At 39.9% G+C, this 15,094-nt stretch carries 8 protein-coding genes; 2 read left to right on the top strand and 6 right to left on the bottom strand.

Features of this window, described 5'->3' with window-relative positions:
- Window positions 1-409: 409 nt before the first annotated feature.
- The 3 genes from FJR08_RS12735 to upp all read right to left on the bottom strand — a co-directional run bounded on the left by FJR08_RS12735 (window position 410) and on the right by upp (window position 1,849).
- Window positions 410-688 (bottom strand): YggT family protein, encoded by a 279-nt coding sequence (locus FJR08_RS12735; protein WP_015080346.1) that lies wholly within the window; start codon window positions 686-688, stop codon window positions 410-412.
- A gap of 98 nt (window positions 689-786) precedes the next feature.
- Window positions 787-1,122: a hypothetical protein gene (locus tag FJR08_RS12730; protein WP_168633408.1), complete on the bottom strand. Its 336-nt coding sequence runs from the start codon at window positions 1,120-1,122 to the stop codon at window positions 787-789.
- A gap of 76 nt (window positions 1,123-1,198) precedes the next feature.
- Entirely contained in the window at window positions 1,199-1,849 is a 651-nt protein-coding gene (gene upp / locus FJR08_RS12725; protein ID WP_168633407.1) for a uracil phosphoribosyltransferase, read from the bottom strand.
- 24 nt (window positions 1,850-1,873) lie between these two features.
- Between upp and FJR08_RS12720 the strand changes: the two genes are divergently transcribed.
- Both FJR08_RS12720 and crtH read left to right on the top strand, forming a co-directional pair.
- Window positions 1,874-2,074 (top strand): hypothetical protein, encoded by a 201-nt coding sequence (locus tag FJR08_RS12720; RefSeq protein ID WP_168633406.1) that lies wholly within the window; start codon window positions 1,874-1,876, stop codon window positions 2,072-2,074.
- Between the two features lie 234 nt (window positions 2,075-2,308).
- Entirely contained in the window at window positions 2,309-3,814 is a 1,506-nt protein-coding gene (gene crtH / locus FJR08_RS12715; protein ID WP_168633405.1) for a carotenoid isomerase, read from the top strand.
- 66 nt (window positions 3,815-3,880) lie between these two features.
- On the opposite strand, the gene FJR08_RS12710 is transcribed toward crtH, so the two are convergent.
- The 3 genes from FJR08_RS12710 to FJR08_RS12700 form a co-directional block, all read right to left on the bottom strand.
- Window positions 3,881-10,975, bottom strand: coding sequence for a LamG domain-containing protein (locus FJR08_RS12710; protein ID WP_168633404.1), 7,095 nt, complete (start codon window positions 10,973-10,975; stop codon window positions 3,881-3,883).
- Between the two features lie 293 nt (window positions 10,976-11,268).
- On the bottom strand, window positions 11,269-11,664 hold the full coding sequence (locus FJR08_RS12705; RefSeq protein ID WP_168633403.1) for a hypothetical protein: 396 nt from the start codon (window positions 11,662-11,664) through the stop codon (window positions 11,269-11,271).
- A 481-nt stretch (window positions 11,665-12,145) separates the two neighbouring features.
- Entirely contained in the window at window positions 12,146-15,091 is a 2,946-nt protein-coding gene (locus tag FJR08_RS12700; RefSeq protein ID WP_168633402.1) for a UPF0182 family protein, read from the bottom strand.
- Window positions 15,092-15,094 lie beyond the last annotated feature (3 nt).

Here is a 15,094-nt window from a genome sequence, read left to right as displayed (position 1 = left end):
AAAGCAGGAAATAAACACTAAGATTATCGCTGTCCAGATGTGTCTAGACTTTGGTAATTTTGGGTAAGTTTTATAGAACGGAACGTCCTTACATTGAAAATCGTAATTTGGGGCGTGAACTACCACACACTGACCTTATGTACAGTGCGGGCTTCCCAATTCATCAGGAATAGCCTCTAGAACTTTGTAGTTCTATTGGTCTGACATTCCCTCCAAGGGCAGAAGTCCTGATTCCCAAGACCCAAATCTTTTGCTTGTGACACTTACCTATTAGCTTGGTTTTCGCTTACGGCATTGGCCTTACAAGGCTTACACCTCGTATTAGTTGAGAACGATTTCGGTTTTTCCCGCCTTATATCCCATCACTGATTTAGAGTAGCAAATTCAGTGGGGGACTTACGGCGAATAGTTAAAACCCTTGCACCAAGGTGGCGCGAGCTAAACTATCTAAAACACCACCAACTATGTTCAATGCCAAAAATGCCAGGATAGGGGAGAAATCCATACCACCCAAGGGGGGAATTATGGAACGAAATAGATTGAGGTAGGGATCACTAATTTGGCTTAAAGCCGCAAATGGTTGACTAGACCAGTCAACCGTAGGGAACCAAGTCAACAAGACTCGAATAATCAGCAAATAGCTGTAAAGGGAGACAAAGGTGGCTAGGGTTGTAATTAGTAAATTCATGGGTAACTTTCCTGTTAAATGTCAAACATAGATTCATGATTGATTTTAATTTAGCTCACGTCGCATTGTGTAGCCAATCAATATAACTAAGGGAAAGCTTAAGAATGCTCATTAACTTCCTGGGATGAGTTGCTGTTGACATTACCTAATTGCTTCCGCACATCATCAATTGTGGCATTAAGTTGGGCAATTTTATCTTCGAGCGATCGCCTGGTTGCTTCTATTTCCAAACTTTCATGAGCAGAAGCTCTCATTTGCCGTTTTTTAGCCCCTGTTTGGCTATCATTTTCCCCAGTAGTTAAACCGTCATTTTCTTCATCTGCAAATTTAGCATCTAAGCGCGAAGTAATCACTGCCCCTAAAACACCACCAACTACACCCCCAATCAATGACCCCAGTAACAAACCACTAGCAAAACCATCTTGCTGACTCATATTTTTTACCGTCTTCTCGAAAATAAGCAACTTTGACAATACTTTAGCTATTTTCCGGCCTTAGCGGCATCCTAGCTTAAGTTCCAAAAATGCGATCGCCCGCATCACCCAACCCTGGTACAATATACCCATGATCATCAAGCGTTTCATCAATAGTAGCGGTGTAAAGGATTAAGCCAGGATAGACAGCAGCCAATTTTTTTAACGCTGGGGGAGCAACAACTACAGATATAATCCGAATTAACGCCGGATCAACACCTCTTTGGCTCAATTCCGCCATTACTGCCATTATAGAGCCTCCAGTAGCCAACATCGGCTCAGTAATTAACACCCGCGTTTCGGGGGCAAATCTTTCAGGTAATTTATTTAAATAACAAGTAGGTTCTAGAGTTTCTTCATTTCGCACCAAGCCAACATGGTAAATTGATGCCAAAGGCAGTACACCCTGCGCTCCCTCCAACAAGCCTAAACCAGCCCGTAAAATCGGTACAACAGCCACGGGTATGTGAGGATTAATAAAAGTTGCTGAACAGGTAGTCAGAGGCGTTTGCACCGTTGTTTCTTGAGTCGGCAACCACTCCCTAGCAGCTTCATAAGTTAGCCACCTGCCTAACTCAGTAATAGCAGAACGAAATAATACTGATGGTGTAGCTACATCACGGGCAACTCCCAACCAGTGTTGAATTAGGGGATGAGGTGGAACATAAACACGGAGTTGTTGTGTCATAGCTAGAAAAGGGCGACTGGATAATTGTCTTTTTACTGGAACATCATAGCAGAATTCACCGAATCAGGAGTCAGGAGTCAGGAGTCAGGAGTCAGGAGTCACCGAGTCAGGAGTCAGGAGTCAGGAGTCAGGAAGAAGAAAGGAGAAAGAAGAAAGAAGAAAGAAGAAGGTAGGGGCGCAGGGTCTGCGCCCAGGAAGAAGTCAGGAGTAAATAGGGGTTGCTGATAGTTAGCCATATAAACCGAAAACCTAGATATATTAAGAGTTTCCGGGTTAAAAAAGTGAATTATGTGCAAGCCCTAAATATATTTATTGATAAATCTTATCATTAATAGTTGACAAAGATTCTCAATCAGAGTTATATTATTCTCAAGTGTTCTCCTCTCTTTAAAGAATCGGCAGGCGGGATTAGTCAGCAGCAGCAGACTTTTCCCTCTTTTTTGGATTAAATTACAAATTATGAGTTCTGAATTATTTGATGTCATTATCATTGGTTCTGGTATTGGTGGTTTAGTGACAGCCACCCAATTAGCAGCCAAAGGTGCAAAAGTTATAGTTTTTGAAAGTTATCTTATTCCCGGTGGTAGTGCCGGTTATTTTCAAAGCCAAGGATATACATTTGATGTCGGTGCATCAATGATTTTTGGCATGGGAAATAAAGGAACAACCAACTTACTCACCCGTGCCTTAGATGCAGTCAATGTTAATCTCGAAACCATTCCTGATTCTGTCCAGATTCACTATCATTTACCCAATGGCTTGGACTTAAAAATTGATCGAGATTATGAAAAATTTCTCCAAAATCTAATTGCTTATTTTCCCCAGGAAGCCAAGGGAATCAGGCGATTTTATGATGAATGTCAAAAAGTTTTTAATTGCCTGAATAATATTGAATTATTATCATTAGAAGAACCTAAATATCTCCTGCGGGTATTTCTCAAAAATCCTTTAGCTTGTCTAGGTTTAGCCAAGTATTTACCCTTAAATGTAGGAGAAGTGGCACGAAAGTATATTCAAGATCCTCAGTTATTAAAATTTATTGATATCGAGTGTTATTGCTGGTCAGTAGTTCCAGCGGACATGACACCAATGATTAATGCTGGTATGGTTTTTTCTGATAGACATTATGGAGGAGTTAATTATCCTAAAGGAGGAGTTGGGAAAATTGCCGAAAAATTGGTAACAGGTTTAGCACAATTGGGGGGTGAAATTCAATACCAAGCGCGAGTGACAAAAATCATCACCAAACAGGGAAAAGCTGTAGGTGTACAATTAGCAAATGGTCAAGTTTATTATGGTAAAAAAATAGTATCTAATGCCACACGCTGGGACACCTTTACAAAACTACTACCAGCCGAAAAAATGCCAGTTAAAGAAAAAAATTGGCAACAACGATATATAAAATCGCCCAGTTTTTTAAGCTTGCATATAGGGGTAAAAGCATCAGTTTTACCTGGAGGAACAGAATGCCATCATATTTTATTAACAGATTGGCAGGAAATGACCACAGCAACAGGAACAATTTTTGTTTCTATTCCTACCCTCCTTGACCCGGATTTAGCACCACCAGGATATCATATTATTCATGCTTTTACACCTGACTGGATTAGTAATTGGCAAGGACTTTCCGAAAGCGAGTATACGGCTAAAAAAGAAATAGCAGCAGGGCAAATTATTGACAGATTAGCCGCAATTTTTCCTGGTTTAGATGCTGGGTTAGATTATTTGGAAATCGGGACTCCACGTACTCACAGACGCTTTTTACAACGGATAGATGGAACTTATGGACCAATACCTAAACGTAAGTTGTGGGGGTTATTGGGAATGCCTTTCAATCGCACTGTGATTCCTAATTTGTATTGTGTGGGAGATAGTACATTTCCTGGACAAGGTTTGAATGCTGTGGCTTTTTCTGGGTTTGCTTGCGCTCATCGGATTGGAGTAGACTTACAACTAAGAAAATAGTTGGGAATAAGATCCCCGACTTCTTTAAGAAGTCGGGGATCTTTTAAGCTCTTCTTCAATGATCAACTATTGCTTTGGTTTTACGTATCCAAGAATTTGATCAAGTTTCTTCTCTAATTCTTGGTTTTTCTTCTCCAAATTGCCAATTTTATCCATTAGTTTTTGATTTTCGGAACTCTCAGTAGCCGCCCGTAACTTGCGAACATCATGACCAAAACCCATCAAAGCTGGACGTTCTACATAAGTCACACGGTGTAAAACCCGCCAGGCTTTATTGGGTTTTCCGGCTTGAGCTTGACGTAACGCTCGTGCTTCCTCATCATTACTTGCTAACCATTCTGGATCAACCACATAGTTAAAGAAGTCTTGGAAGTGATTGGTGCTACCTTCGAGGTAGAAACTCATAAACCGATATCGGTCTACTTTTTCCCCGGGTAAAATGGGTCGGTCTTTGTAGTCGGTGATGCCTTTATACTCTAAACCACTCAAATCCACATTCAACTCAAAACCCTTACTCCGAGCTTCCGTTTTGCTCATGGTTTGGGTGAGGTTAACAGTGGCTAGGGCGGACAATTCAAACATAGCACCAGCTACACCAACATTCGCTTCTCCTCCCAAACTTGCATTCATGCTAAAAGAGCCACCAATGGTATGCTCTACCGTATTCGCAAAGCTTTGTTGCTCCGTTCGCAAGCCCCCATCAGCATCCCAAACGTAGGTATTGACGATGTTGCGTTTGCCAGCCCGAATTTGCAAACTTTCCATCCGTTTTTGCCAACCAGCAAAACTGTTCGTTGCTTGGACTCGTTTCTCTTGGTCGGCAATTTTGCTTTGAATTTCTGCTTGTTTCTGCTGGGAAGCGGTTTTTTGCTGCTTGGTTTTTGCTGCGGCTTCAGCTTTAATTGACTGAAGTTTTTCCTCCTCAGCCTTTTTCTTCTCCTCATCACTCATCTGAGTGCTGGGTTTATCTTCTTCCCGTTGTAGCCCAATAGTGCTTGGTCCCTGACCACTGTCGATATTCCGATCTAAAGAAGTTTCATCGACTAAACGCACATCAAAGTTAGAAAAGTAAGATTCTCGGCGTTTATCTTCCGCTTCAATTTGGCGTTTTAATTCATAAGCCTCTTTCAGGCGATAGTAACTAGCGGGATAAAGGGAACCATATTGGCTACGCATTTCGGGAACGTGTTTGAAGAAGCGATCGCTCGTCGCACTGCTGCCGGTCATCCCGTCCAAGCTACCGTTCATTGTGTAGGCAGGATTCATCAAAAAGGTGATGGTGTTGACATCTGGGGGAATGCCATCTACCGGCTGCACTTGGTAGCCTACCATTTTGCCAGTGCGGGCAAGTCGGGTGACAAACACATCTGCCAATGCAGAGACGACCAACGCATAGCCAATGTTTTTGGGAATAAATCGTGTCCCCAAATGGGGGAACTTAGTGCTTTCTTCTGGTGTGCCGCGTAGTTCCAGTTTATCGGTCATGCTCAGGGATGAACTGGAGGTGATACTACTCTCATTCTGGAATTGGTAGCTGAAGTCAAAGTTGGCTTTGTAACCCGCACGCAATTTGGCAATCCTTTTGGAAACTACAACCCCTCCCTCGACTTCATCATCTAATCCAGCAAAAGCTTCTATACTTCCACCCAAACCGCTATCTTGCGATCGCGTCCAATTAAATTCCACATCTTCCGACATGGTTAATTCTACAGATGTCGCACCGTTGTAATCTTCTTCTAAGGTCAAGTTTTCGCTGGGAACGGGGGGTGGTCCTTCGATGTAGCCCAACAACGTCGGCGCAAACTGGGCGTTACCAATCCATTTCAATTCCAAAGCCTCAACCCGCTTATCAGGGAGTAATGTAACTCCATTGGGTGAGGGATGAGCAAAGAAACGGCGCATCATCGCTACTTTCCGTTTAGTATTGGAATCTAAGGAAACGCTACTATACTCATTAGAAAGGAGGCTACTAGGGACAATGGGTAAAGTCTGATCATCTACAGTAATCGCCTCAATCACCGTACCGTGATTATTAGCCACTAAGTCTAAGACTTTTTGCACAGAACCTTCAGACCTGATTTCATTGAGAGGATAGTAAGCCACTAAATTGGCTTCTTTGCCAGTGAGACGCTCATACATATTTCCCTGAATTTCAGCTTGAGTGCGGGCGACTTTCCAGATACGGACTTCAGCGATTTTACCTTTAGAAAACTCTCCTGAGCCGTTGTAAGAGCCAATACAAATACCTGTACCAGCGGCAGTAGCAGATAGTGACACATTACTACTGTTTTTCTTTGCCACAAGCACCCCATCCAAATAACTAACAAAACCGTTGGTAGTGTTGCGTTTCCACGTCATGGCAATGTGATGCCAACTTCCATCTGTGGCAGTTGCACCCACGCTAATACCCCCGGTAGTACCTCCATCTGTAGAAATAACATGAGTATCACCCCAGCCAGCAATAATATAAGAGCCAGCGCTATCTTGCTGTCTGACAGCAGACTGTAAACTACTACCCTTGAACCAGTATTCGATCGTAACTGCGTCACCAGAGGTAATCTTGGCTGTGGTCTGAATATAATCATTCACCCCATCAAACTTCATCACCGTATTTCCCGGGTTCCCAATAGGAGCGGTACATCCCCACCAAATTGCACCGGATACCGTACCATTATTCCCTTGTCCAGACTGATCTCGAATAACTTCTCCCGTTGCTTCATTAAAGGGATAGTAGGCTAATAAACCGGGTTCATTACCACTGAGTAAGGTTTTGCTATTGACAGCGATCTCATCATCTGTCAAAGCTACTTCCCAGATACGAACTTCTGCCACTTTACCAAAAGGCTGTCCACCGCCTTGATAATTGCCAATGGCGTGAACATCACTAGCCACTTTCACAGTAGCTTTTTTGATATTCTCAAGTTTTTGCTTGGCGGTAGCATCATTGGGGGCTTTCTTGAGATTTTCTTCTGCATCTGCTAAGGCTTTAGCTTTGGTATTACCGACAGCCTTACCGTCAATATAGAATAAGGTGGTGTCGCCTTTTCCGAACGCGGCAAGATGATGCCATCCTTCAGACAATAACCCCATATTGAAACCACTATCATAGAAGTTTTGTCCTAGAGGATCATTGCTCAGAAAAGTCCCTAATTGTTTGCGATTTCTCACCAAAATATGATGATCTGCATCTTTCCCTCGGGTGAGCGTATTCCATTCTCCCGCTTCAGGCAAAGGATGGACAAACCATGCTTCAATACTCCAATCTTTGGGAAGATAGAGGGGTTGATTTAATTTAACAACACTATTGCTATTGTTAAAATTTAAGCAAGTCCGTTGAGCATCAGGAATCCACTGTTCAAAGGTAGCATTTTTACTATCCGCAGTTGCATCATAGTTAGTTTGTCGCATTCGTCCTTGGTTATCAAAATAACTCAGTTGGACATTACCTTCGCTAGTTTCTATAGCGTTAAGACGAGTCACAGGATTGACAAAACCAAGTACCGCTCCTTGAGTGACTAAACCCTTGCTATCTTTGGCAATTTGGGGCATAGTTTGGGGAGTTTGTTGGGTACTTTTTACTCCATTAAGGAAATCAGTGTTTAAGGTGTTGATTTCAGTTTGCAGGGTGGTAAGTTGAGCGATAACTTCTTTGAGACGATTTTCCCAAAGGCTTTTTTTCTTTGTCCCTTCGTTAATAATCTCAATGAGATTAGCTAACTCTTGTTCTTTGAGTTTGATGATTGCTTGTAAGTCATTTAAAGATGTGAGTAAATTTTCAACTTTCCCATTGAGCGATTTTTCTTCGACCTTGGTTAAACGAAACTTCTCATAGTCATTGTTGAGTCGTACCCTTGGGAATTTTACCTGATCTTTGTAAAACATTCCTCCACCTTGACTCAAGATTCTTCCCGTTTCTTTAATCTGGATGTAATAGTATCCATCTCCAGTATCAATCAATTTAAACTTATGGCGATCTGGATATTGCTGTAAATATTCATCACCCGTTAATGTGCCCCAATGATCCCCCTGATCATTCTCACCACCTCGAGACATATAGGATGATGCTGCTACGTAGCCAACGATTTTAACAATAAACCATCCATCTCCCTGATCCACGAAAGTCCATTGAAATTGAAAATTTCCCTGATCCACGAAGACCAATATAGGAGCCGACATTAAGAACGCAGCGGACAAGGACATCAGATTAATTGCTAATCCAGAGCCTTTATTTTCTAAATACCATGCTCGATAGTTGGCCGGATTATTTTTTTCTTTGTCGTAGGTAATTTGTTGATCATTTTTTTGCTGTCTTAGCTTTGTTACTTCTAGGCTAAGAGCATCTTTTTGAGCAATTGTAGCATTAAGATTGCTTAGTTTAGCCAATTTATCCTGCAAATCCTGTTTTTCTTTGAGCAGCAGAGTTTCTTGTTGCTCTTTTGATTGCAGTTGATTCATTTTAGCGACTAATGTTTTTTGATTATCCGCTAAAGTAGTTAAACTAACACTATCACTGTATTTAAACTCAGTAATACTTTCAGACATTAAACGGATGCGATGTTTACGAATTTCTAAAGATTGCCAGTTACCTTGAACATTAGCAATCTCAAAAGAACGTAACATACTAATCCCATCAGGAATCGTGACATTCCCAGAGACTCGATACCAACCTCCTCCTAAATCTTCAAATTTGTTTTGTTTAATTTGTTCAGGGGCAATAATCTGTTTTGCTTCAGCACTGCGACTGGCTTTTCCCCAATAGGAGAGCTTAAAAAGCTTCGTCCCTAAATTCTTGTTGTCTGCATTATCTAAATAGGCAAGATTAACAGCAGAGGAGGAAACAACCTTAAACTCAAAACTTTCCTCATAGGTTGCTCGTTCACTGACCGCAAACAAGTCATCATTGCTATACTTAACCGCATCTAACCCGCCCGCAAGTTTACGGCTAAGGGTAGCAGCACTGACATAAGCATCCCCATAAACAGTCCCATCCTGTCCATTAATGGAAAAGTCAATCACTTGTCCTTCTCCAATTGCTCCTAACCGCCAATAACCAACTAAACCGACTTCTTTACCTGTTAGTTGCAGGTACATATTATTTTTGATGTCTTCAGCCGTACGGCTTGTTTTCCAGATGCGGAGATCGCTGATTTTGCCTTGAAAATACGGATCAGTAGACCAATTACTACGGGCGATGTAATTCTTAGTCCGATTAATGGTTTTAGGAAGATGAACAGACCCTGTTTGGATGACTTCACCGTTTTTGTAGAGAGTAGCACTACCCGACTCGTCAATACTGGCGGCTAAGTGCATCCATTTTCCGGTTTCTAAGACTCCTTGGGCTGTAATACTTTGGGCTGTTGTTCCCTGAAAGACATGGAAGCCTAGATTATTGGTTGTTGCTTCATTGGCAAAGAGAATGTTTTCTACACCTGATCCACTGCCAAAGTCAATAATTCTTGACCAGTTGTTAAAACTGTCATACCATACCCATGCTTCTATGGTGATGCCTTGGGAGTAGTTATGATTCATTTCCGGCAGGGCAACATGGTCATCTACGCCATCAAAAACGATGCCCCGTCGTCTGCGAGAGACGAGTTTAATGTTAATAGCAGAGGCGGTTGTCCATTGACGTTCAATGACAAAATGGGTATCATCCAGTTTTTTGACGGGATAACTGTCGTTATAGTTTTCTGTTCCGGCAATTTGAACTTCATCGCCATTGTCTAAGCCATGATTAGGACAGGTTACTCGTAATTTACCATCAGCCGTCTTTTCGTAGGCTGTAATCATGCCATCAAAAATTAAGCCGCCTTCTTCTTCGTCTTGTTTTTCCCAGTAACCTAATCCTTGGGTTAATCCTAAGTCAAGGTCAAAGGTATTTTCATCAACGGTTTTGGCTCGATAAAGCCCTTGATAATCACTGGTCCCCATGATTTTCACCAAGTCGCCATTCGTCAATTCACTGGCTTTACCTTGGGTGGCAATTTTGACTAAATTTTCCGCATCATCTTCGTCTGTTCCTTCGGCTAATCCTGTGATCATCCCTTGGGGAGGGGGAGTTCTGTCGGCTAGGGCTTTGATTTCATCAAGGGTGTTTAAGGGCAGGAGGATTTCTCTGGTCTTACTGCGAATGATGGTTTTGTCGGGGGTTTCATCAATCTCTGCGAGAGTTCCGTCTCCAGCAATGGCAAAATTAAGTGTAGCTGTTCCTTTGTCAGTGGGAATGGCTAACATTAATCGTGTAGCTGTTTTTAACAGTTGCATTTCCCCGGACTGGGTTTGTTGTTCCTGTTGGAGGTCGTATTGGGTAGCGGTTAAGCCGTTTGTAATTGTTGTTCCTGATATGTCTAGGGTGCGTTTAATGATTCCAGCAATTTGACGAGGAACTAGGGTTTCATTGATTTCTTCAAAAACAGTATAATCTTTGACCTCAAATAACCCTTCTTCTGATGTCCGAATGGTGGTTAGTTCGACTTGCTTGGTTTTGCTGTTGTAAGCGAAAATATGCCAGCGATGAACATCATTTTCAATTGTCGGAACTAACACCACAGAAAACCAACCTTTATGTAGGTTATTTACCAAACATAATTCGGTGGTGGGTTCGTAGAAAAAGTTCCCGTCAGCATCACGAAAGTCTAAGGTGTCAATATTATTGAGGACTCCATTAGACCCCTTATTCATGTTCTTTGTGGGGGTGTGTTTCTGCTTACTGCGCTTAAACCGCACTTCTAATTTACGGTTTAGCTTATTAGTCATCCCGTCTAATACAAACCTGTCTACCAAAAGGGTATTAGACTTGGACTGACGGAAAATATAAATGTGTCCCAATGCCGAAATTGCTTGTACTGGAGCAACAGCAGTCTCCGTGTGGGTTCTGTAAAGTGACTTGAGAATAAATGCGCCTTTTTGGTCAGTGAGTTCGGCTTTTTCCTTGTCAATGACGGACTGATCATCTTTTTCTTCCTTGGGAAATTCCAGTTCTTGCCACCTTTCCCACCCAGTTTTTTCAGCTTCTGGAGTGTTAAGGTAACTATCTTCAAAGCCATCTTGCTTGACTGTGTACCAAATTTTTCCATCAATGTCAGTAGTGAGGACGACTACTTTACCTTCATGGGCAATGGTATTAATGTGTTGGAGTTTTTGCTGCGCTACTAATAGCATATTGTACCTGAAAAACGAATTACAACAGCAATTTTACCGCAATTCTCTTTAATTTCTCTGATTTGATTAGTAAAAGTGATATTTTGCCTAATTTTAAACGACAAAAACTTATAGTTACTTTTACTTAATTACTTAGTCATCTTTTTTCTTGCCTTTTTCCACTTTTTCAGCAAGCCCTATTTAGAAATCGGGATTCCACGTACTCACAGACGCTTTTTAGGACGGATAGATGGCACTTATGGACTAATCGGAAATAGATACCCGACTTTTTTAATAAGTCGGGGATATGGTATTTAGCGAAATAAATTTTTATGGGAAAAGCCAACTTTTTTAGGTACGTATTCAGAACAGTCTATGGCTGCTTCTGTGAGAACAGAATCAGGTTTGACAGCACATTTTAAATAATGGTTATTGGCAAAAAATTGACATTTTTTACAGGGAACTTTTTGTAGAATTTTACTTTTCACGCATACCCGATCATCTGTATTGGTGCGGATTTTATGAAAAAGTAGGAGAAACATAGCCCAAACAAAAATAAATCCCAGAGGAGCTAAAGATAGTGCTAAATCTGGTATTTGGATGTTGTGATATTGGACTTGGACTTTTTCTTGTTGAACTGCACTTTGAGCAATGGACAAATTGGTATTGTCGGCCATGAGTGTATTTCCCAATACCTGCTCTATATACATCTTATTTTCCTTAATAATCTATAATGGTTCTTAATTAACAAGTGTGACAGAACCAAGTGGCAAACCCCTCAATATAAAGTCTGTTTTAATTGTGACTGATGTTGAATTTTCAAACTTTTAATTTAAGTCTAGGATTTGTTTAGGTAAAGCTGTATATAGCTTCTGATTATAGGTTTAGCAAAAGTAAAGATTAGTTATCTCTGTCAATAGTTTTGTTTTTTATTATGTGAATATATACCTGAAGTGGTAGGTGGATATTAAAAATACAGTATTGTAATAGTTGTTTAAATTTTTGAATTTCTAGAAGACCGATACATTAGACCTCTCCGAAAATGAATGTAGAGACGTTCTATAGAACGTCTGTACAAGGGTTTCAAACCACGCACATTTAATTACCGGAGATGTCTATTAATTTAATGGTAGGGGTAAACCCTCGTGGTTGCCCTGATAGGGTTTTGGGGTAAGCACAGGATCATTGCCCCTACAGGGGACGAATGATAGTTGTTGGTGGTGCAATTTCTGGTTGAAAGATTCCTTGTAGTGCTTGTTCTAAGGTGGGTGCCATGATGATGCGATTTTCATAGGCTACAACTACTCTTACTAATGTTGGTAAACTATTTTGTGTGGCTTCTAAATAAATTGGTTCAACATATAGTAATGATTGCTCAATGGGAACTATTAACAGATTACCTTGAATTACTCTTGAACCTTGACGATTCCACAGAGAAATTTGTTGAGAAATAACTGGATCTTGATTTATTCTGGCTTCAATTTGTTCTTGTCCATAAATTAAGCGTTCTTTAGGAAAGTTATATAATAGTAATTTGCCATAATTTTCGCCATCAGAACGTGCTGCTAACCAAGCGATTAAATTGGTGCGTTGTTTGGGTGTGTAGGGAAGTAAGAGGATGAATTCTTCAAAGGAGACGTTGGGGAGACTGGTTATTAAATAGTAGGGTTCAACTTTACGGCTTTCGTTGTCATAGATTTCATTGGGAATTTGCCATTGATCTTCTCTGTTATAAAATACTTGAGGATCTGTCATGTGGTAGATCATTAAGCGTTCAGATTGAATTTTGAAATAATCTACTGGATAACGGAGATGACTGCGGAGATTGACTGGTAAATTCCTCAGTGGTTGAAACATTTTGGGAAATATTTTTGACCAAGCTGTAATCAATGGATCGGCGGCATCGGCAATGTAAAATCTGACTGTACCGTTATTAGCATCAATAACGACTTTGACGGAATTACGGATATAGTTAATACTATTTTTACCTGTGTCTGAGTAAGGATAGCGATCGCTTGTGGTGTAAGCATCAACTATCCAATAAAGATAATTTTCTTGGCCAGGAAATTGTTGATTTTTACCATCTATATGGGCATCTACCGCAACTAAATAAGGATCACTATCGAATTTTAAAAAAGGGGCAATAGTTTGAATTCGTTGGTTAATATTTCGTCGTAATAATACTTTAGTTTCTGGCAAAAAATCTCTGGTAAATACCATTTTCCAATCTTTTAAATATATAGAAAATAGCCATCTTTTCCATAGAGAGTTGATATGAATACCACCTAATCCATCATAGGTATTATAAACATTATCGCTGCCACTGGGATAATCTAATTCTTTAACTTTTGTCCCAGTCATAACATGAGTATTACTAATTTCTCCATAATAAATTCGGGGTTGTCCGATGGGAATACTGGCACGAATATTGGCATTAGAAGTATTTAAGACGCTACCATTTTGGCTAATATCTTTGACAAAATATTCTGGTAATCCAGCAGCAGCAACGGTATTAACTGGACTCATAGTGAAGCCATAACCATGAGTATAAATCATATTTTGGTTTACCCATGTTTGTGCGGGGAGAGGAACATCTGGATAATTTAATTCTCTCGCTGCAATTAGTACCTGTTGTTTTTCTTGAGTCCCGTTATTTTTAATTAAATATCTATCAATATCAGCATCAGGGAATTGATAATAAGGACGAATTTGTTGTAATTGACGATTGGTTTTTAATAATGGTTCTTGATCCCAAAGCCGAATATTTTTAATTGTTAATTCATTAGCTTTAATATCTGCTTCTGTGAGTTTTCCTGTGGGGTTAAATATTTGAGAATCAATGACATCTAAATTAAATGCTTGACGAGTTAGGTCAATATTTCGCATTATATAAGGTTGTTCTTTTTGTAATTCATTTGGCTCAACAATAAAACTTTGTACAGCCATAGGTAAAATAAAATTACCGATTAATATAAAAGTTATATACATACCTAATGTATAAATTGCCCAGCGATGATGTGAGGATTTTTGTTGCCAAAATACAGTTAACCACAATAAATATAAGGCTATAGCTACCGATAAAATATATAATATTGTATCTGCTGGTAATTGGGCTTTAACATCAGTATAACTAGCTCCATAACTCACTCCACGAACCGAGTAAAGCAGTTGATAACGACTCAGCCAATAATTTAAAGATACTACTAACATTAAACAGCCAGATAAGCCCAATAAATGGCGCATTTGTGGAGAAGAAAATCCTGGAAAAATAGCTTCTCTGAAGCTATTAGCTGATAATAAATAGGTGAGAATAACGCTAATAAAACCATATAGAGATAATCCTATTAACCAAAATCCTAAGAGTTCCCAGATCGGCAGATGGAAAATATAAAAACTGATATCTTTGCCAAATAATGGTTCAGAATGATCAAAGGAAATAGGATGAAAAGATAAGAGAATTTTTGACCAATATTGAGACATTATCCAGCCCAAACTGAGACTAAAAATAATAGCGATCGCTCTGAGGAAGAATTTGCTATAAATTAATATAGCCATGGACAATCCCCCAAATAATCCTAAATACAAAGGTTGAGAAATTATCTGTTTTCCCAACTGCAAAATTATATCTACTCGCAATAGCAGTGGCACTGATAAACTGGATTGATTAACTTTCCCTGGCCAATAAGAGAGGGCAATTTCTCCATATTGTGCTAACACTAAACACATCAAAAAAATTAATCCTAGGATTAGAGGTAAAAGCCATCGCAATTTAATTTTATTGGTATAATTATGCCATTGAGGAGATTGATTATTTGTGGGATACTGAGGACTAAGAAAAGTGGTTAATTTGCGACTAATTTTTATTTCCTGTATCGGACTAGAATTAGGAAAAGGGGGATATTTTAACCTTTCAGCTAAAGTGAGATTTCCTAACAAGTAAATGGCACTCAAACTCACAATAAATAACCATAAACTCCCCTGAGTTAACAATCTTTGTAGAAATACTTCTAGATAACCAACTTCCTGAAACCAAAAAATTTCCGCACCCAAATGAGCAGCTATATCTAAGAATAGCCACAAACCCAAACAGCCTATAAAAACTCTAATAGTTTTCATTTCTAAAACATTTAATGTCATTTT

The organism is Dolichospermum sp. UHCC 0260 (assembly GCF_009711985.1).
GTDB classification, from domain to species: domain Bacteria; phylum Cyanobacteriota; class Cyanobacteriia; order Cyanobacteriales; family Nostocaceae; genus Dolichospermum; species Dolichospermum lemmermannii.
This window is presented reverse-complemented; position numbering and strand designations above follow the sequence as displayed.

Coding starts and splice junctions, on each gene's coding strand:
- FJR08_RS12735 (WP_015080346.1), bottom strand. CDS start 688: ATGAATTTACTAATTACAACCCTAGCCACCTTTGTCTCCCTTTACAGC.
- FJR08_RS12730 (WP_168633408.1), bottom strand. CDS start 1,122: ATGAGTCAGCAAGATGGTTTTGCTAGTGGTTTGTTACTGGGGTCATTG.
- upp (WP_168633407.1), bottom strand. CDS start 1,849: ATGACACAACAACTCCGTGTTTATGTTCCACCTCATCCCCTAATTCAA.
- crtH (WP_168633405.1), top strand. CDS start 2,309: ATGAGTTCTGAATTATTTGATGTCATTATCATTGGTTCTGGTATTGGT.
- FJR08_RS12710 (WP_168633404.1), bottom strand. CDS start 10,975: ATGCTATTAGTAGCGCAGCAAAAACTCCAACACATTAATACCATTGCC.
- FJR08_RS12705 (WP_168633403.1), bottom strand. CDS start 11,664: ATGTATATAGAGCAGGTATTGGGAAATACACTCATGGCCGACAATACC.
- FJR08_RS12700 (WP_168633402.1), bottom strand. CDS start 15,091: ATGACATTAAATGTTTTAGAAATGAAAACTATTAGAGTTTTTATAGGC.